This window comes from Rhodococcus sp. JVH1, from assembly GCF_000280725.2.
GTDB lineage: Bacteria > Actinomycetota > Actinomycetes > Mycobacteriales > Mycobacteriaceae > Rhodococcus_F > Rhodococcus_F jostii_A.
In genome coordinates this window covers 69,858-90,839 of record NZ_CP166290.1, presented here as the reverse complement: position 1 = coordinate 90,839, position 20,982 = coordinate 69,858, and the positions used below count along the sequence as shown (strand labels likewise).

The following is a 20,982-nucleotide window of genomic DNA, read 5'->3' as shown; positions in this document are numbered from 1 at the left end:
ACGCTGCTCCAGAATCAGAAATGAAGACCATGAGCATCACCGAAACTCCCAGTTCAGTGCTTGAACACCCTGATGCCCACACAGCAACCAGCGGTTTGAGTCGGGCGGTCCGGGACATCGCATCCGGTCGACCGGTCGTGGTGGTGGACGACGCCGACCGTGAGAACGAAGGCGACCTGGTCTTCGCAGCCCAATACGCCACGCCCGAGCTCATGGCCTTCATGATCAGGCACACCTCGGGATTCGTCTGTGTGGCAATGCCGGAGACGGTCTGTGACGAACTCGTGCTGCCACCGATGTACTGGAAGAACGAGGAGGCGCGGCAAACGGCGTACTGCGTCACCGTCGATGCCGCGGACGGCGTCGGGACGGGTATCTCTGCGACCGATAGGGCCACCACTATCCGCCTGTTGGCAAATCCATCCGCAACTCGGCATTCATTCTGTAGGCCCGGCCATGTCGTCCCCCTCCGCGCTCGCCCTGGTGGAGTCCTCGAGCGGCCGGGTCATACGGAGGCGGCTGTCCGTCTCGCCGAGATGGCAGACCTCGTGCCCTGTGGCGTGCTCTGCGAAATTGTCAGCACTCACCGTCCCACCGAGATGGCCAACTTTGCGGAGTTGTGCGAGTTCGCAGATCAGCACAACCTGACGATGATCAGTGTCTCGGAGATTGTCGAGTACGACGCGAGAACATCAGCAGCCGGGAATCGGTGAGCTCGGCATACCTACTGCGAAGAACAGCCCGCCGATAGTCAAACAACAGTGGCGGTTTCAGCACATTCATCAGCGAACTCCGGCGAATCGCTTCCCTGGGGTTTACGAATCCGTAACTCTCCATGTCGCCGTAACCAGACTCCTTCGAAAGGGTTCCCTCATGCGCATTGCCAACTTGGATAACCGGGCCGTTCTCGTCGTCGGCGCCGGTACGGGCGCCGAGCGGGCTGTCGACATTGCCACGGTGTCCGACGGCCGCTTCGGGCCCAACATCTCGGCCGTCTTCGACGCGTGGGCCGAGGTCACCGAGTGGGCGGCCAAGCAGGATCTGCGCGCTCTAGCGGACGACGGCGTCGACATTGACCGACGGCTTCTCGGCGCACCCTCGCCGGCGCCGCGGCAGGTGTTCGCTGTCGGGCTGAACTATCACGACCACGCGGCCGAGTCCGGATTCGAATCACCGACCAACCTGCCGCCGGTATTCACCAAGTACGCATCGAGCTTCACCGGCCCCGACAGTGAGGTCACCATCCCGGCCGGGGGCAACGTGGACTGGGAGGTCGAGTTGGTAGCCGTCATCGGCCGAGAGTCATCCCAGATCGACGAGTCCGACGCTTGGTCGCATGTCGCTGGACTTACTGTGGGACAGGACATCTCCGAGCGCGTGTCACAACTGCGCGGGCCTGCCCCGCAGTTCGGGCTCGGCAAGTCGTTCGCCGGGTTCTCCCCGCAGGGACCGTGGCTGGTCACTCCGGACGAGTTCGCGAACCCAGATGACCTCGAGCTCGGCTGCGTCATCGATGGTGAGGAGGTGCAGAAGGGCCGCACCCGCGACCTGATTTTCCCTGTCTCCAAGCTGATCGCTGCCCTCTCGCGCACCGTCACGCTGTACCCGGGGGATGTGATCTTCACCGGCACTCCTGCAGGTGTTGGCGTCGGCCGCGACCCGCAGCGGTTCCTGCAGGCCGGCGAGCAGCTGGACAGCTGGATCGACGGGATCGGCGAACTGCGCCAGAGGTTCGTCGCCGACTCGAACGAGTAGAAACCAAGACCAGTAAGGACGAGACGTCATGGCATTGCACGGACTGGGCAAGGTCACCATCGGGGTTCCCAACGTCGAACAGACCATTGCCTACTACACCGAATTCGGGCTCGAGCATCGCGGCCGAGGGGTGTTCGCCACCCGCAACGGCGGCGAGCAACTCGAGATCGTGGAGGCACCGACGCGACGGCTGGTCGAGCTGACCGTCGCCGCCGACGACTCCGACGACATCGGCCGCATCACCGCCCGCTTGGGCGCGCACGGTCTGCCGATTGACGCCGACCCAACCTCGGTGCGCACGACAGAACCGGTCACCGGTACCAGCGTGCGAGTCGCCGTCCGGTCCCGCATCATGATCGAGCCACCCGTTCCCGCCACCCTCTATAACGGGCCCGGCCGGATCGATCGGTGGGGGCGGGCAACAGTCCTTGCCCGCACCGAACGGGTACGCCCACGCAAGCTCGGTCACGCGGTCATCGGATCCACCGACCTCGCGACCACGATGAAGTTCTTCACCGAAGGTCTCGGATTCAAGGTCAGCGACTACATGGGCGACACGGCGGCCTTCCTGCGCTGCTCGGTCGAGCACCACAACGTGCTCGTCATGGCGGCCCCGGTGAACTTCATGCACCACACCAGCTGGCAGGTCGACGACATCGACGAGGTCGGCCGCGGCGCCCACGCGATGCTCGAGGACAACCCCGAACGGCACATCTGGGGACTGGGCCGGCACTACGCCGGGGCGAACTTCTTCTGGTACCTCAAGGACCCGGCCGGGAACTTCTCCGAGTACTACTCCGACATGGACACCGTTCCCGAGGACGAACTCTGGTGCCCGGAGGTGCTGCACGGGCTCCAGGGTCTCTACGCCTGGGGACCGCCGCCCCCGCCGTCGTTCCTCGAACCCGACGACCTCGCTGCCCTGATGACCGGAGCCCATTCCTCCAAGGGCTAAGCCACCTCGCACCACGACCCGACCGAAGGATGACTAGATGACGATCACCCACGTGGTCACGTTCACGTTCAAACCGGATACCAGTCCGAAGGCGATCATCAAACTCTCCGAGTCGCTCGACGAGATGGCCTCGTCACTCGACGGAATCGAATCGTTCCGGCACGGCCCAGACGTTCAGGTACGCAAGGGCAACGCCGACTACGCAGTGTCAGCCGTATTCAGCGATAGAGACTCATTCGCTCAGTACATGGCCTCACCGGAGCACCGCCAACTGGTAACAGAACTCCTTACACCCCACCTCGTGTCCAAGAGTTCGGTCCAGTTCTAAAGTTCCGGACCGGAACCGACAACCTGGTTCCGCCGAGGAGTTCTCACTCATCTGTTGGTCCGCAGGATCCTCGGTGTGGGTGGGCCCGTGACTCCTGATCAGGCGGGCGATGTGTCCGTCGATCTCCGCTCGGTAGCACGCACGGTGACTGTTCGCTGACTGCGTTGCTCAACCGCCTGTCTCCACTCACGTTTTTCACTCCGGAAGGTTCACCCCGAATGTCCATTCGAGGATCCATCGACCAAGCCCCCATGAGCCGATACCAGGTCATGGTCGTGGGGATCTGCCTCGCGATCGTCTTGTCGGAAGGCTACGACCTGCTCTTAATGGCTTTCGCCGCCCCCGGAATTGCGCAGGAGTGGGGTCTGAGTGGGTCGCAGATCGGGTTGCTGCTCAGCAGTGCCCTGGTCGGTATGGCTCTGGGGTCGGCGTTCGTTGCCCCGCTGGCCGACCGCACCGGCCGGCGTCCCCTGACTCTGGGCTGTCTGCTGTTGGTCGTTTTGACGATGGCACTTGCCGCTCTTACCACGAGTTTCGCGCAGCTCGGTGTATGCCGGCTGCTGACGGGCATCGGCATCGGTGGCTTAGTCGCGAGCCTGCCGGTGCTGACCGCGGAGTTTTCCCCCCGTCGCCGTCGGGCCACGATGATCGCTCTTTACACCACTGGGTTACCGCTGGGCGGGGTCGTCGGCGGTGTCGTCGCCGCGGCACTGACCTCCACGTTCAGCTGGCGGGCCAGCTTCGTCGCCGGCGCTCTGCTCACTCTGGTGCTGCTCGTACTGGTCTACGCGCGCATGCCCGAATCCCTCGATTACCTGCTGGTGCGCCGCCCGGAGGGTGCTCTCGAGACGATCAACGCGACCTTGCCCAAGATGGGATTGCACCCGATCGACGCGCTTCCCGAACCTGAACCCCGGGCCGGGCAGGTGATGAAGAGTGCGATCTTCACCGGCCGGAACGGTGTGCGGTCCTTGCTGCTTGGAATCACCTTCTTCATCATGATGGCAGCCTTTTACTTCGCGGCCAGTTGGACACCGAAACTGCTGCAGCAGAGCGGTCTGTCGGCCCAGCAAGGCATCAGTGGCGGCATGCTGCTCAATTTCGGTGGCGCCGCCGCCACCCTGACCTTCAGTGTCCTGGCGATCGTGCTGACCAGTCGGGTCCTGACCATCTGCGCCCTTGCTGGCGCGAGCATCGCGTTCCTGGCGATGAGCACAGCCCTGGGCAGTCTTACCACCGCCCTGATCGCGGCGGTCGCCGTCGGCGCATTCGTCAACGCCAGCGCCACCGGACTCTACGCTCTCGCCCCCGACTGCTATCCGGCATCGGTTCGTGCCACTGCCATCGGATGGGCGTCGGCGATCGGCCGGCTCGGTGCGATCGTCTCGCCGATCCTCGCCGGGGTGCTGATCGACCACGCGTGGTCGCCGTCCTCCCTGTTCAGCCTGTTCGCGGTGCCCCTGCTCGTCGGTGCGCTGCTCGTGGCTGCCATCAGGATTCCTGCACCGCGGCCTACCCACACCAACACGACGTCAGCCGAAGAAGTCGGAGCATGACCGCAACCACATCGCGGAAGTCGCCCGAGTCGTCCTCAAGGACGGGCAAGCACACGACAAGGACAGGCAGGAACGCGACCGCGGATGGTGAAACGGAATGCGGGGATGCATCCACTCCGACGCACAGATCCGCCTCAGCCCGATTTCGTGGCAGCGAAGTCGAGTTCGTCATCGCGCCCAGAGAAGATAGGCCGTCAGTGTGCGAGAGCCGAAGGGCGAAAGTGACTTCGGCCAACTCTCCCTACCTCGACAACCAGCGGTCACCCTGGCGATCGGTACGGAAGTGAAATTCTAAGCGCAGCCACAAGAGAATGGAGACGTGTAATGGTCGATTTGCCTGAGCCGGGCACAGAGGTTGTCGAGACGATATACGGTCCCGTCAGGGGGGTATTTCGGCAGGAAATGAGCCAATTCCTTGGCATCCCGTATGCCGCGCCGCCAGTTGGCGATCTGCGGTGGCGTCCCCCAGCCTCTCCGACGCCGTGGGCCGAACCATTGGATGTGAGAACCTTCGGTTCCGTTTGCGCGCAGGACACTACCGGCCTTCCGGGATTCGGGCACTTCAGCGACACGGAAGATTGCCTCTATCTCAATGTATTCACCCCTGCGCAATCGGAACCAGGTCGTCAACTCCCGGTCATGGTGTGGATCCCAGGTGGGGGCCTGTACTGCGGCGGAAGCACAGGCTATGACCCGAGTGCACTCGTTCTGGACGGAGACATAGTTTTCGTTTCGATCAACTACCGATTGAATGTCTTCGGGTTCTTCTCTCACCCCGCCATCAATGCCGAAGGCCACGCGTCCGGCAATTATGGGATTCTGGATCAGCAGTGTGCCCTCCGCTGGGTCCAGCACAACATCGCGAAATTCGGTGGTGATCCCGAGAATGTCACCATATTTGGCGAATCGGCTGGCGGGATCAGCGTTCTTGCCAACATGGCGTCCCCGGCCTCTGCGGGATTGTTTCACCGCGCGATCCTTCAGAGTTGCAGTGGGGCAGCGATCACTTCGGCGCAGAGTCTTCAAAGCCAAGAACATGTCGGGGTAGCCCTGGCTGCGGCGGCGGGGTGTGATGAGCAGACGACAGCGAACTTGCGAGCGCTCTCCACACACGACCTCATGGCCGCGGACGCAATGGCGCAGCAGATGTTAGGTGTCGGAAAATTCCATATCGGCCTCGTTGTAGACGGAGAGATAATTCCGGAACCGATGCGGGAACTGTTTTCCACAGGTCGATTCAACCATGTCCCTCTGATCAATGGAATCAATCGCGACGAGTTCGCCTGGTTCCAAGCGATGATCGAATTCCATACCGGGCATGTCATTTCGGACGAAGAATATCCGAGCGCGGTCGAAACAACTCTGGCGGCTCTCGCCTCGAGCCCTGTCCTCGGAGTCGAAATCCCACCGGAAGCGATTCCCGATATCCTCATCCGTTATCCGCTGGAGAAGTATCCGAGCGCAAGCCGAGCGCTGGCCGCGATCATCGGAGATTGCGGTTTTATCAGCATGGGAGGCCGGAGGACCACACGAGTCATTCGAGAATTCGTCTCCGACGTTTACGCATACGAATGGGATGTACCGGACTCACCGGTCTCCTGGCCCGAGGTCTCCTTTCCCTACGGTTCGGCACACAGCCAAGAAATCCAATATATATTTCCCTCCTTCCACGGAGGATGTGGGGTCCCACATGACCTGAACAGTTCACAGAAAGAGCTCGCCAAGAAGATGGTGAGTTATTGGACGACCTTCGCCCACCGTGGAAACCCCAATGCCGAATTGCGCAAAAATCCGGAATGGCCGGCCTACGCCAGTAGTGTCGACAATTTCATGTCGCTGAGCCTTCCGGGACCAACGATTGTAAACTCATTCGGCGAGTCCCACCACTGTGACTTCTGGGACGAGTTGACTCAAGTCAAAGTGAAATTTCTGGGGTAACTCTTGCAGGAATTTGCACGTGGCGACAGACGCAAAACCAGGAGTTTTCATGAGTGTCCTGGGCAGACCCTGCGGTTACCTCCGACTGTGTTCTCAAGAGGGAATAACCTTCTTAAATACCGATCCGCCCGTGAGCGTTGGACCAAGCGGTAGCAGAACTCGGCTCACAGACCCACCTACGGAAACGGTCGAGTTCTGACCGCGGGAACGAACACACGATGCTCAGATCTCACATCCCACAGCGGCTGACGCACGAAAAACCCTGCGCCTGAGCGTGACCGTTATCAGTCAAGCCATGGGCGCATGTCAACACGGAATGTAAGGGCGGGTAGATGTCGGGTCTACGAAGTAGTCTCGCCGGAATAGTCCGGGCGGGCCGAACGCCGCACGGATACACGCTGGCGATCTGGTCGGCTGGCGCTCTGTGCCTCGGCCTCCACGGTGTCCCGGACCTGGTTGGTGTACTGCTCTTCTCATGCGGTGCCACACTGGTCTTCGCCAGCATCGGGATGGTCACCTACCGATTCGATGATGGCGAACTGAGCCCAGACCGTGTGCTACCAGTCTGGGTCTCGGCTCACATCCTGGCGCTCACGGCAGCAGCTTCGGCGAGTTGGGCAGCCGCAAAGGCACTCTCATCTCCGTGGTGCTGGCTCGGTTGTTCGGTAGCAGCAACGGTCACCTACGTTGTAGCACACGGCTGGCAAGATTCTCTCGCCAAATGGCACGCGAACCGACGAACTGGGTCACCGGCAGCGGCCACCAATCACAAACACGCCATGGGCGAGGTGCCCGCGCCGGAATCTGGGCCGAAAATACCACACGGAACATTGTGTTCCGGACTGCCGACGGCAGGGTCACGACGGCAACCCTGCGCATACGGCCGAGTCGAGGGGCTCACCGACCCCGCCTTGCCCAGCTCAGACCTGCGAGCTAGTCGATCCGGCGCCGGCGGCGATATCCGGTCCGCGCCGACCCAACAAGAAAGGTCCACCTTCGAATGAACACTCTCGCGCTACTTCGCTTCGGAGCACGAATAGCCACCGGATCCACCTACGCGATGCTCGGCTGGGATGCTGTCCGCGCCCCTGGGGCGCGAGTGCAGATGGCGGCCAGCACTCTCGATGCGACCCGAAGAGTTCTCCCCATACCCAACGACGACGAACTAATCGTTCGCGGCAATGCTGCAGCACAAACCGTCGGCGGGGCACTCCTCGCAATCGGTATCTATCCCCGGATCTCCGCGCTGGGGTTGGCACTCTCGCTAATCCCCACCACGCTTGCCGGCCACAGCTTCTGGGCAATCGAGGACACAGCGGCCCGGAAATTGCAACGCGTCCAATTCCACAAGAACGTTGCCATGCTCGGTGGACTGCTCTTCGTGCTCGTCGACCAACCCTCGCGGAGAAAGTCAACTTGACCTCCGGCAACCTGAGGCCAGTCTCCGTGAGCAACGAGGTGCCGATCAGGCGATGCGCAGCACCGCACCCGCAATGAACGTGATCCTCGCCCCGCTGGCTGCGGGGGGAGGGGGCCAAGGTGCGCGCGACACGCAGGGGGCGAGGACGGAATCGCCGCCGAGCCAACAAAGTATTACTAGTGCGGCGTGGCACAAGCAACTTGACGGTGAGCGCGAGAGCGACTGGCGCTCCACGTATTTCCCTCGCTGTGGCGAGGTCCGCCCAAACTTGCCAAGGCTTCCGCCAGTCCCGACTAGATGCGAAAATTCCCATGAACTCTCGTGAGTATCGCCAATGGCGCCAGAGGCGTCGCACCGCTTGGATCAAAGCCAACCGCAGACCCCAACCATCCCGACACCGAAGGGGAGCACCTCATCAACTTCGCCATCATGTGGGCGCCATTCGGTGGCGCTACCGAGGAGGAAATCCTTGTACGCTTCGGAATGACAACGCGCCGGTTCGTCGAGCGATTGTGGCAGGTCATCCCTGAATCGAACTGCGTCCAAGACGAGATACGCATCTTAGCGAGCGCATATCCGCACCACCGCCGAACTGACGGCCCAGACCGCTGACAGTCCGACAGGTCCCAAGAAGATTGCGACGCGACGGGCTTTACTTGGAGGAGCAGCGGAGACCGCCTCCGCAGCGTCCCGAACATCTAAGAACTGAGGGTACAGTCATGACGCTCGATTCCTATGTCACACTCGGCCGCTCGGGACTGCGAATCAGTCCGTTCACGCTCGGCACGATGACCTTCGGCGAGGATCACGGTTGGGGTAGCAGCCCAGAGGAGTCCAAGAGCATTCTCGCGGCCTACCTGGACCGCGGCGGCAACTCGATCGACACGGCCAACATCTATACCAACGGCCACTCCGAGACGATCATCGGCGATTACTTCGCCGGGCAGCACGCGCAGCGTGACCGGGTCGTCATCGGCACTAAGTTTTTCGGCAATCTCTACGAGAACGACCCCAACGGGGGCGGACCCAGCCGTAAGGCAATCATGCAACAGCTGGAGAACTCACTGCGGCGTATGCGGACCGACTACGTCGACATCTACTGGCTGCATAACTTCGACCGACCACGCCGGCCGACGAGACCCTCCGGGCCCTGGATGACCTGGTCACCGCTGGCAAAATCCGCTATGTCGGATTCTCCGACGTCCCGGCGTGGGCGACAGCCGAGGCAGCCACCATCGCACGCCTCCGCGGATGGGCTCCGATCATCGCACTGCAGCTCGAGTACTCCCTCCTCGAGCGGACCTCGGAAGGCGAGCTCATCCCGATGGCACAGGCCATGGGCATGGGCGTGCTGCCGTGGAGCCCGTTGAAGAGCGGGTTCTTGTCAGGCAAGTACTCCAGTGCCACTACAGGCCCGGTCGACACCACCCGCGCACAAATGGTCGGCGGCCCCAGCGAGGCCGACTACGTGGTGATTGACACCCTCAACGACGTCGCCAGTGAAATGGGCGCCAGTTCCGCCGCAGTGGCCCTGGCTTGGGTACGTAGCCGTCCCGGGATTACCTCCACCTTGGTTGGCGCGCGCCGCATGGACCAATTCGAGACCAATCTGCGGGCTCTGGACTTGACGCTTACCGACGCCCAGCTCACCACCCTGAACGAGGTGTCGAGCCCCAAGCTGAACTTCCCTGCCGACAACAACAAGATGCTGGCACCCATGCTGCAGTTCGCCGGAGCCACCGTGGACGGCAGTCCGTCGATCGTGTCCCCACTACTGCAAGCCAACAACGACCGCTACTGAGCACCACCTCACCACAGACAGAAGGTTGGAGAGGTCAGTATGACGCAGCATTTCGCAGACAAGACCGCACTCGTCACCAGGGCCGGTTCCGACATTGGGGTCGGGTGCGCGGGTGACAGCCCTGGCACCGGAAGGCGCGCTGTTGCGTGTCGCAGGTCGCACGCTGGAGCCGCTAAAAGTGCTTCTGATCGAATCCAACGGCGACTCAGCCGCCGTTGTGGCGAACGAATCCGCGGTGCAGGTCGCGGTGGGGAAGCGGTCGGGGATGCCCCATGACTGCGACAGACATCGGCGAAAGCCTCAGCGGTGTCTGCGATCCGCGATCGCTGTGGGAAATCACCCCGCTCACCTCGCCGCCGCGGGTGCTGACCGCCATCTCGATCGCGTCCGTGACGAATTCGGTGCGCATGTGGTCGGCGATGGACCAGCCCGCCACTCGTCGTGAACAGATGTCGATCACCGTGGCCAAATACATCCAAGAGGAGCTGCCCACCGGAATGTTTGTGGGGGTACCTGCATGAAGTGCTTGGGAATGTCCGCTTGGTATCGACAGCCGTGGCGGTGAAGTCCCTGATCACCAGATCCGGGACAGTGGACCGACTTGTCCGAGACCGTTGTGCGCTTCGTGCGGCGCAGGTGCCGGCCAACCATGTGGTGAATCCGCATCAGTCGGTCACCCGTTTGTGGTTGATCGTGCGCCCACGGGATCGGAGTTCGGCATGCACCCGCAGAGCGCCATAGGCGCTGCGGTGCTCGGAATGGATGGCGCGGATCTCGACAACCGCCGCGGCCGCCTCGGCCTGGCGTTCGACTCGGGCCGGCTCGGTGGCCAGGCGCCGGTACTGCCGGAGCGGGACGCTCCCAGCACCCGGCACAGCCGCAGCCGCAGCATGGAAGAACTCGGCGCGATGAGCGGAGATGAAGTCCCAGCGGCGGGTCTTCACTTCACCTCCTTCGCGAAATACCGGCTGCCCGGCACAGGATCTCGCGGTCGAGCTGCCATTCCTTCTCCGCACCACGCAGCCGGGCGTTCTCGGGCCGCAGCCGTCCAAGCTCTTCCGCATCGGTCTCACCACCGGGGGTGACACGCTCCTCCGAGCGTGCGCCTCGGACGGGGGCCTTGCGGACCCAGGTCCGCAGCGTCTCCCCACTGATCCCCAGATCCGCTGCCACTGCCGCGTAGGTGCGTTTACCGTCGGCCGCGCGGTACAGCGCGACCGCGTCCTTCCGGAATTCCTCCGGGGTACAGAGACTGGCGTCCCACCTCGACATCCCCTCGTGGCTCTACTAGAACCATTGTCAGTGTCCACTCCACGGGGGCAGCCTCAACCATGTGATTGTGTCGTTCTGGTGGAACCGCGGTGACGCGCTCGGCACTCACCTGCTGGGTCAGATCTCACCGCGCAGGCTTGCCTAAACGTTTCGCCTGTGCCTGCCCGCAATGTCGTCGTGCAGCCGTCGCGGGGGCGTCCCGTATCCCTGTCAAGAATGAAGTGCGCGATTGGTGGCAGAAATTTGGTCAGGATGGTCCAACGCTCACGGCAGGCGACAAGTCAGCCCGCGGACGCACTCCCTGGCGAAACCGCCAGCTCGGCGAGGTCCTAGGGGCGCCTCACGCGGCGGGTTCATCAGCACCGAGCTTTCACTGCAATGAGATGAATACTTCGTCGTCACCACTGAAGGACGCTTCGACGATCCAGTTGGCATCATCTCTGAGCTGTCAGCAGGAACGGGGACACAGACATTTACGCGTGAGCGTCCTCCCGGGTGGCATTTCGGCTAGGTCGGGTATCCGTCCATACTCCGTCGTGTGTGACGAATAACCAGATGGGAATCATTTAGCGTTCCCGTTTCGATGGCCGGTCGCTCGGGTGGGGGCCAGGAATATGCGCAGCATGATGCAGGTGTCGGGTCAGAGGCCGCTGCATGCTGGCAGGCATCAGGAATTCCGGGTGGCGGGGGGCAGTGATGGGTATCAGCAGTGACGACACGAGTGCGTGGGAGCGCCATCCTGGGTTGTGTTCAGATCGGGCCATCGAAGGAGTGCTGACATGCGAATCAAACTGACCTACATGCTGGCGTGCGTTGCGGCGGTGGCGACCGCCGCCGCGCCGACGGCCGCTGCCGATCCACTCCCGGCTCAGCCGGCAGTGGTCCCCCTCCGCCGACGGCCGTGGCCGGACATTTTGGCCAGGCCCGCGTCGGTGGCTGGGGGGCATCATGGAGGTTGGGGCGATCACGGGGGTTGGGACTCGGACCCGGCCGGGGGTGGAGACTGGGGCGTCGGGAGTTTTTAAACTACGTACCAGTGACCGGCGCGCTGTGCGTCAACCACCACAAGCTGCTTCGCTGTCCTGCCATGCGGCCCTTTCTCGCTGCACGGCACGGCTGGCGGCCTCCACTTCGCCGGCGCTCCTCGAACTTCCGGCGTCGTGTTCACAAGACACCGAATTCAATGAGCCTCCAGATTTTAGGAGAAGGAACATGTCCACATCCCCGCAGATCGACGGTGTCACTCTCCTGTCAAGTATGGCGAACGTCGCCGAGTCGTCGGTGTTCTTTCTGGTGTTCGTCGTCGCGTCCCTGTTGGCCCGACTGGTTCATTCCTTTGAATTCGTCGGTGATCCACGGAGCGGTCTCCGCCCATTCAATTTCCGCGAGCGGTCTCACAAGAGTCGCTCGACCTCGGTTCAACCGGAAGGACAGTCATGGTCGAGCCAGGCGCAAAGAATCCGACGGCACAATTGGTGATCGCCAGCACCCGTCCCGGACTGATCGGGCGCGCGTCGCGGAGTGGTTCACCTCGGGTGTGGTCGAGCACGGCGGTTCACCGTGGGTTGGTCGACCTGGGGCGGGGTGAGCCTCCCGATGATGGACGAGCCGAGCCATCCACGGCTTCGCCAATATGTCCACCAGCACACGATGGACTGGAGTGCGACCGCTGGAATCGGGATGAGCCCGCGGTGGGTGTTCGGCCCGAATCGGAACGTCTACGTACTGGCTGTGCCCCGGGTGCTGATGCTGAGCGGCAGGTTCGGGTAAGTGATTCTCGTCAGTCAGTTAGAGAAGCGTTAAGGGTTCGTTGTTCCTGTCTATGGCGTATGACACTGGCGATACAGCGTGGCGAGACATGGAGTCGCCGCTCTTGGTGGGACGATTGCGTCCCGGTTGGTTCCGACGGTGTGGCCTGCGACCGCCCGCTACCATCACGGACGAATCACGGTCGGCGGCGTCGAACTCGAGGAGATAGCCGATCGGTTCGGTTCGCCGACGTACCTGCTCGACGAAGTGAGCTTGGACAACGCACGTGAGACGATGTCGCGGCGGTTCCGCGACGCCGAAATCCTCTGCAGTTCCAGCTCTCTGCTCCCGAGTGGCGTCGCGCGATGGGTCGCCGGACAGCGCCTCGCGCTGGTGGTGCACTCACATCACGAAGGGGTGCTCGCTCGGCGTAACGGTGTCGATCCGGACAGAATTGTTCAACTGATCGGTTCGGCTGAATCGGGTTCGTGCTCAGCGAGGATGTTCGGGACGGGACGAGTCGGCCGCATTGTCGTCGATGCAGGCGCTCCGATCGAAACTATCCGAACTTCTGGGCCGGCGCCGCAGCAGACCATCGTCCGCGTCCAAACTCCCCGCTGCGCGGAGGCAACGGTGGGGCGAGTCGTTGCTGCTCCGGCACTCGATCTGGTCGGAGTACGGTGCGATACGGCGCCGACCCTGGACGGGGTCCGCGATCAGGTGCTGACCGCGATCGCGGTGATGTGCGACGCGTACCGCCAGCATCGGGTGCTAATGACGCAGTTGCATGTCGGCATCGGCATCGGCACCGGTGGCACCGACCTCGACGGTGCGCCCGATCTTGGGGAGGCCCTCGACGACGCAGTCGAGGAGGCGTGCATCCGAAACCGCTTTCCCCGGCCGCGTCTCGCCGTCGAGGTCGGTGAATCACTCACGGCACGGGCGGCTGCGGTGACGGTGTGCCGGGTCGCGGTGTCGATCGAACCCACCCCACTCGGCCGCCAGTCATTTTGGTGGAGTGCAGTACCCGGTCTAGGACTGCCGGTGCCCCGAATGCACCGGTTTCCGCGGCCGTCGCGAACCGCCCCCCGCTAGGCCCGACCGAGACGTTCTCGATCGTCGACCATCGCAGCGTGTCCGGCGATCCACTGTTCTCCGGAGTTGTTCTTTCGCATGATATTAGAGCGGGCGACGTGGTCGCATTGGTGAGCCGTGACGGCAGCGACGTGGCGGGCTCGGCGGGCGTGGTTTCCGTGGCACACGGCCGCGCACACCAAGTCCAGCCCGGATTGGGTTGCGGCCGTATTCCATGGACTCTCCGCCGATCCCTTCGCGGGTGCGGCGCGCGGCCCGGTCGACCACAGTGCTGACGGCGATCGCGATGAGGACGTCGACGAGCAGGGCGAGGACTTCTGGGCTTCGGCGATGGTGAAGGTGTACAGCGGCGGAGTGAAGTAGTAGTTCAGTAGCGCGGAGCCAAGTAGCGCGAGCCACCAACGCAGGCCAAAGCCCTCCCGCCAATGCGACGCCGACGACACCGATCAGGAAGATCAGGATGTCGCTCGGCAACGACAGTTGTGCCCGCAGATTCGCGAGCACGATCGACAGGGGAGGCATTTCGACGAGGGCGATCACGAACCCGGCGGCCCGTCGTCGCCGGGTCAGGGCGGACAAGCGCGCGTGCCGACCCTGTTTGGTTGCTTCATGGGTGACCATGTGGACGTCGATGGAGCCCGACAGCGCTGTCACCTCCACTCCGACGCCGCGCGAGAAGATCTGCGCGATCCGACCTCGCCGGGAGGCGCCGATCACGAGTTGGGTTGCGTTGACGCCGCGGGCGAACTCGAGCAGCGCGTTCGGGACGTCGTCACCGACGACGTGGTGAAACGTGCCACCGAGGCTCTCCACCAGTGCCCGCTGCCGTGCCAGGTGGGCGGGACTGGCGCCGGCCAGCCCGTCGCTGCGGGTGATGTGGACGGCGAACAGGTCGGCGCCCTTGGTCCGATCCGCGATCCGCGCAGCGCGGCGGATGAGCGTTTCGCCTTCGGGGCCGCCGGTCAGACCGACGACGACCCGTTCGCGCGCTTCCCAGATGCCGGTGATGTTACGTGGTCGCAGGGGCCCGGCCCGCCGACGCGGGTTTCAAGGCAATCCTGCTCACCATGGTGTTCTTCCAGAAGTAACTCCGTCGGACAGGTCGCGGGGGTGGACGGCTCCCGCCCGTTCTGCGCCCCCGGCGGTGTCGGCGCGGTGTTGTCGGTGATCGGTCCACGGGACCCGCGGAAACGTCGTGAAACCAACCCGGGTGATCAGTGTCAACGAGCCATGCTCCCGCGCATCACTCGATGGGGTGCAGCGCAGCTGAGCGCGCTAGCGGACGATCAGCAGCGGGCAGGTCACCGAATGCATCAACGCCCTGCTGGTCGAACCCAGAAGCAGGCTGGTGAAGCCGCCGCGCCCCCGACTCCCCACCACCAGCAACTGCGCATCTCCGGCGTGGTCGCGGAGATTGCGGACGGGCTGGTCCATGACCACCACCGACCGCACCTTCACGTCCGGGAATTCCTCGGCGCGACCGGCCAGGCTCTCCGACAGCAACGCGGTTTCCCGATTGACGATCGCCGTCCTATTGTTCTCGCTCGGGAAGGGAGCGTACAGATCGACATCGGACCAGGCGTGGACCGCAACGAGTTCGGTCTGCCGCAATGCCGCCTCCTCGAAGGCCATCGAGATCGCGGGTTCGCTGTGCGCCGAGCCGTCCACACCGACGACGACGGGTCCCTCGATGGAGTTGACCTCGGTATGCGGTAGCCCGCAGATAACGGCGACCGGAGAGTGGGCGTGCGTGGCGACGGCGGCACTGACAGAGCCCAGCAACGCTCGTTCGATGATCCCGGCCCGGTTCGCGCCGACGACGACCATCCGCGCAGACTTGGAACGCTCGATCAGTTCACCAGCCGGCGTACCCGTGCAGAACGCGACGTCGATGTCGAGGGTGTGCCCGGCTTCGGCTGCAGTGGCCGTCTCTTCCGCCCGGGCGAGCCGCTTCTTGCCGTCGAGTTCTTCCTCCTCGAAGAGGCTGGCGGGCACACCGATCGGCACACCATAGGTGCCGGGGACGAACATGGTGGTGACCAACGTCAGTGGCGCACCCCGGAGTGCGGCTTCCCGCGCGGCCCACGACACGGCCTGCAGGGACGACTGTGATCCGTCGACACCGACAACGATCGGTTGGGCGGTCATGATGGTCTCCTCGAGTTCGCGCGAATAGAGCGTGCCGATCGACTCGACCGCATACCCCGTACTCGGCCGTGAGGCGGGAGCCGCGGTGGCCTCTTCGCCGGTGATGACCTCGGTGGACTGTCGGGACGGGATCATGTCCGCACTCCTGCAATCGCTTTCGGGGACTTCCAGAATCGCAGTCGGGCGGGCCGATGTCGTCACCGGTGATGCCCATCCGCGCTGCCGGTCAGCCCCACCCATCGTGTACCTGCCAGCTGCAACTTCCCGGTCCATGCGACCGGTACGGTGTGGTGCGCAGCGCCGCCGAGCCGCCGAGCCCCGAGTCCGCCAGGAGCTATTGCGTGAGGGAGCGGCTGAACACCGTCCGAAGGGAGGGGCGAAACAACAACTTTCGCCCGCGACCCCGGTCCTTTCATCGGGATTGCCCTATTCGGTCCAGCTCAAGTTCTGTATTACCTCGACGGTGTCGTGGTTTCGGGATGCCCGCAGCCAAGCGCCCGCTGCGAGGGCGGCGATATTCTGGGGGGAGATCATCGAGAGGTGAGCAGCGGTGTTTTCTTCGGCAGTGGATTGGTCCGGATGAATCGATGTAGTCGATGAACGACATCGATCCATTCGCGACGCAACGCGACGTATCCGGTTCGGTCGGAGCGGAACTGGCAGCGGCCGGTTTTGAGGACGCGCAGGAGATTCCCGAGGTGGTGGCCGGCAAGCCCCCGAGCCCCGCCGCAGATGTCTATGGACTCGGCGCCACGTTTTTCGCTGCGCTCACCGGTCACGCCGCCTTCGAACGCCGCAGCGGTGAGCAGCTCTTCGTCGGCAGAATGGGCGTCAGAGGCGCGCTGGCCATCACGATCACCTCTCAGTTTGCGCCGAACGGGTAGCCCTCCGCTGGAGTTGACCAAAGTTTCGTCGACCGCCGCACGGAACTGGCCGAGGTGAAGAACCTGGTGTCGTCCTCGCCTCTGGTGACGCTGACTGGTGTCGGCGGGGTCGGGAAGACGCGTGTGGCTTTGCGGGTGGCCTCGAACAGCCAGGGCACGTTCGAGGACGGGGTGTGGCTGATCGAGCTGGGGGAGTTGCGCATCCTGCAATGTGCAATCGCGTCGTCAGACCGCGGCTTCGAGCTCCGCAACTTCCTCACCTGTGAGCGACAGCGCCACAGCATCGATGTTGTCGTTCAGATGTGCCACCGACGAGGTTCCAGGGATGGGCAGCACGACCGGCGAGCGCCGCAGCAACCAGGCCAAGGCCAACTGGGACGGTGATGCATGATACTTCCTCGCAAGCGTGTCCAGCGGGCCCCCTTCTGCGGCAAGACTTCCGGTGGCCAGGGGAAACCACGGAATGAACGCGATCGAGTTCTGCTCCGCGTGGTTGAGCAGCTCTTCGGCATCGCGATGCGCGAGGTTGTAAAGGTTTTGAACGGAATCGATAGGCGCGAACTCGCCGGCCGCTTTCACGTCGTCGACGCCGACCTCGCTGAGGCCAATGTGTTTGATCTTGCCTTCTTGCTGCAGCAGCGCCAGTTCGCCGACCTGATCGGCCAGCGGCACCTGGGGGTCGATGCGGTGTAGCTGAAACAGCGGAATCTGCTCGAGGCCCAGATTTCGCAGACTCAGCTCGGCCTGCTGGCGCAGGTATTCGGGGCGCCCCACCGGGCGCCAGTCACCGGGACCGGACCGCGTGAGGCCTGCCTTGGTGGCAATCACGATGTCGTCCGCGTACGGGTGGAGCGCCTTTTTCAGCAGTTGTTCGGCAACCACCGGCCCGTAGGAATCGGCAGTGTCGAAGAACGTCACCCCGCGCTCTACCGCGCGCTGCAGAACGCGAACCGCCTCGTCGGGGTCCTTTGGATCACCCCAGACGCCCTCGCCGGTGAGTTGCATTGTGCCGTACCCGAGCCGGACGACGGGTGTGGTGCCGCCGATCGAGAACGTTCCCGATAGGGCGGCGGAAACTGCGGTCGCTGTCATATCTACTCCTTCGTAAATGAACAAGAATCACAACTCACATCACCGCCCGCATGAGTCCGTCACGCAATCCCATCGGGCAACCCGGAGAGTCTCGATGCGCACTCGTTGTGCAACCTGTTGATTCGGCGTGCACTCGGTCCGCCCAGCAGTAAGTACCGGGGTTTGACGCGGTGAACCGTTTCTTCTTTCTGGACGTCTCCCAGTGTCGCGATAGGCAGGCTGGATGGCGTCGTGGCTAGTATCAATCTGCGTATGGCTACTAGCCGGCACCCTCGATTGCAGCCAACCGGTAACAAGACGGGCGCTGGCCACGATGACGGGCAACCGTCAGTGGGCGAACCTGTCTCGGCGTGTCAACCCGGCGGATGGAGAAACTCGTCGATTCCCGTGGCATCACCTCGCTGGGGGTACCTCCCTGCACGCAGTGTTTGGGGGAGCGAATTCGCAGGTCAGCGTCATGGCGGGGAGGCGGTCACGGTGGTGGGTGGGTGGGAGTGCCCTGGCGGGCGGAGTGGTGTCGACGGAGAACGACACCTGCCACCGGCCGACGATACGAGAGGGCATGCCCGGGTTGGTCGGTGATCGGTGCGGCACCGCCGCGATCGGAGCGGTTCGCCGGTGTCAGTGCAGTGACGCGGTGGTTTTCACGAGGATGTCGGCGAGCAGTGGGTAGTCGATTCCTTGTCCTTCGGTGAGGCTGGCGGCTTTGCGTTCGCCGTTGCCCATCGCCCGGATGAAGCCTTTCACCTCTGGGATGTCGGTCGCGTTGAACACCATGAAGTTCACCTTGTCCTTGGCGACGGCGATGACCGCGGCGTGCTGCCCGTTCTTGAGGTAGTGAGGCTTGCCGTATTGCAGGCGTTCCTCGACGTCGGGAACGGTTTCATGGACCATGTGGCGCAGCTTCTCGCAAATCTCCGCCTGCCACGGCTCAACCTTGCTGATGTATTCGGTGACGTCGCTGTTCATGGTTTCCCTCTCGTGGACTTTCCACTGACTATTCGGATGTGTTCGGCAGGTGGGACGTGCTGCACCCTTGACGACCTCGCTCACGGATCGCGTGCAGGGGCTGGACCGAGCCAGTCGGGTGGTCGGTCATGCGGCGACGGTAATGGGCTTCCAGTCGGTAATCTCGTGATATCGGCGGAGTTCGGCGAGTCCGGCGAGGTTGCCCAGCCATCCCGCGTAGGGGGGATTGTTGGTATCGAACCCGCTGGAGACGAGGGTGAGTCGGGTCCTACCTTCGGAGCCTTCCAATTCCCAGGTGCCGATTCCGCCGGGGCCCCAGTCGATGCTGACGCGTTCGTTGGGGACGAGGTCGACGATGATGGCGGGATGGGGGTTATTTTCGATGCCGCCCATGGCGAATCGGCCGTCGACGTGAGGCTCGATTTCGATGGGGTATCCGAACCATTCGGTCACCTTCTCCGAGGAGATGAGGGAGTCGTACACAGCGTCGACGGCGGCGTCGATCTCGACGGTGGCGCTGAGGGTGCTGCTGGTGAAATCGCCTCTCGCGGTGATCGTGCGACCTTCGAGGGAGTCCACGAGGTTGGCGAGGGCGAGCGACCAGAACGTTTGCAGGACGCCGCGGATGCTGGCGCCGGTGATGACGTCGTTGAAGTCGAAGTGACTCTGTGTCAGCGTGATGGTCGTTTCGTCGTTCTCGACGGCGATGGCGATCTCGGTCGAGGTCTCCTCGCCGTCCAGGAGCCAGGTGAACGCCAGGGAGGACTCGTCTGCAGTGACGAGTTGCTGGTGAGGTGCGTCCCCTTCGGGGACGGACGCTCCCCAGAACTCGTAGCGCTCGGGTAGCTCAACGGTGGCGTATTCGGCCAACCATGTCGTGAGGGATTTCTCCTCGGTGAGGGCGGCATACACCTGGTCAGCTGTGGCCGTCGTGCGGACTTTGAGGATGAGCGGTTCGGTCATGAGTGATCCTTTCCGAAGGGGTAGCAGGCGACGACGAGTTTGAAGGGATCACCTTCGCTGCCACCGTATTTGGTGAACACGGCTTGCAATGCTTCCTGGAGTTCGGTGAGGAAGGTGGGGCGCAGATCCGGGCGGATGCGGATCTGCCCGGCGATTCCGATGGAGGGCAGGTCCGTCTTCGCCAGATCGATCGCCGCGACGTCCTTCTGGACTTCCTCGGTCAGGTCGAGCAGGTGCCCCAGGCTCATGGCATCGCTCGACGGTCGTGCTCCGATCCGGCCCACCAGCTGCGGTGAGAGCCAGTACGAGCGCGCCACCGCCTGATAGATGCTCTCGTGGATGTTGCGTACCTTGCGTTCGGCGATCTGACGCACGATCCCGTTCTCCACCAATCGTTTGACGTGGTAGTAGATGCGCTGCGGCGACTGATCCAGCCTGGCGGCCACCTCGGTGCAGGTGGCCGGATCGGCGAGCGCGCGGAGAATCTCGATCCGCTGCGGCTTGAGCAGCGCCTCGGCCTGCTCGAGCCTCTCCAGGTAGACAACTTCCTTCACAAAAGTACTTTTACATAAAAATATGTTTTTGTGAAGGGGGTGGGTAACGCGCCGTGGCATCGGATCTCGACGGGCGATATTCGGCGATCCTGGACGACAGGGGGCCGCCCCCCGAGGTCTCGTCACTCCAGTCGGGTGGCCGGTGGAAGTGGGCCCGTGGACTCCGGCTTCCGGGTCTTCCGATTCGGTCGACGTGGTGGGGCGGTGGCTTCCGTGGCGACGTCGTGAGCGTCGTGTCGTGTCAGGGCGTCGAGTCCGTGGAGGGTGGTGCACACATCTGGTGGGCATGAGGTATCCGGGTGCGCTCACTGCGTGCTGTGCCAGTCCGTCGGTGACGTGGCGCAGGAGTGGACCGACCTCCACACACATGGCTGGACGGGGCGCATGTCTCTCGGGAAGATGCGCTCGCGAAGATCAATCCCGACGCGATCGAATAGTTACGCGGGTACGCGGCGTTCGCGCACAGCGACGGGCGTCGTCACCGACGACGGACTCGGGACATT

At 63.3% G+C, this 20,982-nt stretch carries 14 protein-coding genes and 4 pseudogenes; 11 read left to right on the top strand and 7 right to left on the bottom strand.

The window, feature by feature from the left end; translation table 11 throughout:
- Nucleotides 1–29 precede the first annotated feature (29 nt).
- From ribB to JVH1_RS37965, 8 genes and pseudogenes are all read left to right on the top strand, one after another.
- Nucleotides 30–713 (top strand): 3,4-dihydroxy-2-butanone-4-phosphate synthase, encoded by a 684-nt coding sequence (ribB, locus tag JVH1_RS38000; RefSeq protein ID WP_157174054.1) that lies wholly within the window; start codon nucleotides 30–32, stop codon nucleotides 711–713.
- 160 nt (nucleotides 714–873) lie between these two features.
- Nucleotides 874–1,755, top strand: coding sequence for a fumarylacetoacetate hydrolase family protein (locus JVH1_RS37995; protein ID WP_009478407.1), 882 nt, complete (start codon nucleotides 874–876; stop codon nucleotides 1,753–1,755).
- 28 nt (nucleotides 1,756–1,783) lie between these two features.
- Nucleotides 1,784–2,710, top strand: coding sequence for a VOC family protein (locus JVH1_RS37990; RefSeq protein ID WP_009478406.1), 927 nt, complete (start codon nucleotides 1,784–1,786; stop codon nucleotides 2,708–2,710).
- 37 nt (nucleotides 2,711–2,747) lie between these two features.
- Nucleotides 2,748–3,038 (top strand): Dabb family protein, encoded by a 291-nt coding sequence (locus JVH1_RS37985; protein WP_009478405.1) that lies wholly within the window; start codon nucleotides 2,748–2,750, stop codon nucleotides 3,036–3,038.
- Between the two features lie 251 nt (nucleotides 3,039–3,289).
- Entirely contained in the window at nucleotides 3,290–4,594 is a 1,305-nt protein-coding gene (locus tag JVH1_RS37980) for an MFS transporter (RefSeq protein ID WP_009478404.1), read from the top strand.
- Between the two features lie 324 nt (nucleotides 4,595–4,918).
- Nucleotides 4,919–6,532, top strand: a complete 1,614-nt coding sequence (locus JVH1_RS37975; RefSeq protein ID WP_009478403.1) for a carboxylesterase/lipase family protein — start codon at nucleotides 4,919–4,921, stop codon at nucleotides 6,530–6,532.
- Between the two features lie 1,000 nt (nucleotides 6,533–7,532).
- Nucleotides 7,533–7,952, top strand: coding sequence for a DoxX family protein (locus tag JVH1_RS37970; RefSeq protein ID WP_009478402.1), 420 nt, complete (start codon nucleotides 7,533–7,535; stop codon nucleotides 7,950–7,952).
- A gap of 719 nt (nucleotides 7,953–8,671) precedes the next feature.
- Nucleotides 8,672–9,753 (top strand): annotated as a pseudogene (locus JVH1_RS37965) (aldo/keto reductase).
- Nucleotides 9,754–10,022: 269 nt separating this feature from the next.
- Here the strand turns inward: JVH1_RS37965 and JVH1_RS37960 are convergent.
- Nucleotides 10,023–11,017, bottom strand: a pseudogene (locus JVH1_RS37960) (IS3 family transposase); the annotation flags it as partial.
- A gap of 1,916 nt (nucleotides 11,018–12,933) precedes the next feature.
- Between JVH1_RS37960 and JVH1_RS37955 the strand changes: the two are divergent.
- A complete protein-coding gene (locus JVH1_RS37955; RefSeq protein ID WP_237735261.1) occupies nucleotides 12,934–13,869 on the top strand; it encodes a hypothetical protein in 936 nt (311 codons plus the stop codon).
- Between the two features lie 84 nt (nucleotides 13,870–13,953).
- Here the strand turns inward: JVH1_RS37955 and JVH1_RS37950 are convergent, their stop codons facing one another.
- Entirely contained in the window at nucleotides 13,954–14,868 is a 915-nt protein-coding gene (locus JVH1_RS37950; protein WP_272943939.1) for a DUF4118 domain-containing protein, read from the bottom strand.
- A gap of 29 nt (nucleotides 14,869–14,897) precedes the next feature.
- On the opposite strand from JVH1_RS37950, the pseudogene JVH1_RS37945 reads away from it, so the two are divergent.
- Nucleotides 14,898–15,103: pseudogene (locus JVH1_RS37945) on the top strand (potassium-transporting ATPase subunit C); the annotation flags it as partial.
- A 41-nt stretch (nucleotides 15,104–15,144) separates the two neighbouring features.
- On the opposite strand, the gene JVH1_RS37940 reads toward JVH1_RS37945, so the two are convergent.
- Nucleotides 15,145–16,017, bottom strand: coding sequence for a universal stress protein (locus tag JVH1_RS37940; RefSeq protein WP_043781286.1), 873 nt, complete (start codon nucleotides 16,015–16,017; stop codon nucleotides 15,145–15,147).
- A gap of 692 nt (nucleotides 16,018–16,709) precedes the next feature.
- On the opposite strand from JVH1_RS37940, the pseudogene JVH1_RS37935 reads away from it, so the two are divergent.
- A pseudogene (locus JVH1_RS37935) lies at nucleotides 16,710–17,102 on the top strand (hypothetical protein); the annotation flags it as partial.
- 24 nt (nucleotides 17,103–17,126) lie between these two features.
- On the opposite strand, the gene JVH1_RS37930 reads toward JVH1_RS37935, so the two are convergent.
- The 4 genes from JVH1_RS37930 to JVH1_RS37915 all read right to left on the bottom strand — a co-directional run bounded on the left by JVH1_RS37930 (nucleotide 17,127) and on the right by JVH1_RS37915 (nucleotide 20,479).
- Nucleotides 17,127–17,993, bottom strand: coding sequence for an aldo/keto reductase (locus tag JVH1_RS37930; RefSeq protein WP_009478388.1), 867 nt, complete (start codon nucleotides 17,991–17,993; stop codon nucleotides 17,127–17,129).
- Nucleotides 17,994–18,614: 621 nt separating this feature from the next.
- On the bottom strand, nucleotides 18,615–18,962 hold the full coding sequence (locus tag JVH1_RS37925; protein WP_009478387.1) for a DUF1801 domain-containing protein: 348 nt from the start codon (nucleotides 18,960–18,962) through the stop codon (nucleotides 18,615–18,617).
- A 126-nt stretch (nucleotides 18,963–19,088) separates the two neighbouring features.
- Entirely contained in the window at nucleotides 19,089–19,925 is an 837-nt protein-coding gene (locus tag JVH1_RS37920; protein ID WP_009478386.1) for an SRPBCC family protein, read from the bottom strand.
- Nucleotides 19,922–20,479 (bottom strand): helix-turn-helix domain-containing protein, encoded by a 558-nt coding sequence (locus tag JVH1_RS37915; protein WP_009478385.1) that lies wholly within the window; start codon nucleotides 20,477–20,479, stop codon nucleotides 19,922–19,924. Before JVH1_RS37915 ends, JVH1_RS37920 begins: the two co-directional genes overlap by 4 nt.
- Between the last annotated feature and the right edge of the window lie 503 nt (nucleotides 20,480–20,982).

Excerpts from the sequence above, each read along its gene's own strand:
- ribB (WP_157174054.1), top strand. The coding sequence starts at position 30 with ATGAGCATCACCGAAACTCCCAGTTCAGTGCTTGAACACCCTGATGCC.
- JVH1_RS37995 (WP_009478407.1), top strand. The coding sequence starts at position 874 with ATGCGCATTGCCAACTTGGATAACCGGGCCGTTCTCGTCGTCGGCGCC.
- JVH1_RS37990 (WP_009478406.1), top strand. The coding sequence starts at position 1,784 with ATGGCATTGCACGGACTGGGCAAGGTCACCATCGGGGTTCCCAACGTC.
- JVH1_RS37985 (WP_009478405.1), top strand. The coding sequence starts at position 2,748 with ATGACGATCACCCACGTGGTCACGTTCACGTTCAAACCGGATACCAGT.
- JVH1_RS37980 (WP_009478404.1), top strand. The coding sequence starts at position 3,290 with ATGAGCCGATACCAGGTCATGGTCGTGGGGATCTGCCTCGCGATCGTC.
- JVH1_RS37975 (WP_009478403.1), top strand. The coding sequence starts at position 4,919 with ATGGTCGATTTGCCTGAGCCGGGCACAGAGGTTGTCGAGACGATATAC.
- JVH1_RS37970 (WP_009478402.1), top strand. The coding sequence starts at position 7,533 with ATGAACACTCTCGCGCTACTTCGCTTCGGAGCACGAATAGCCACCGGA.
- JVH1_RS37940 (WP_043781286.1), bottom strand. The coding sequence starts at position 16,017 with ATGACCGCCCAACCGATCGTTGTCGGTGTCGACGGATCACAGTCGTCC.
- JVH1_RS37930 (WP_009478388.1), bottom strand. The coding sequence starts at position 17,993 with ATGACAGCGACCGCAGTTTCCGCCGCCCTATCGGGAACGTTCTCGATC.
- JVH1_RS37925 (WP_009478387.1), bottom strand. The coding sequence starts at position 18,962 with ATGAACAGCGACGTCACCGAATACATCAGCAAGGTTGAGCCGTGGCAG.
- JVH1_RS37920 (WP_009478386.1), bottom strand. The coding sequence starts at position 19,925 with ATGACCGAACCGCTCATCCTCAAAGTCCGCACGACGGCCACAGCTGAC.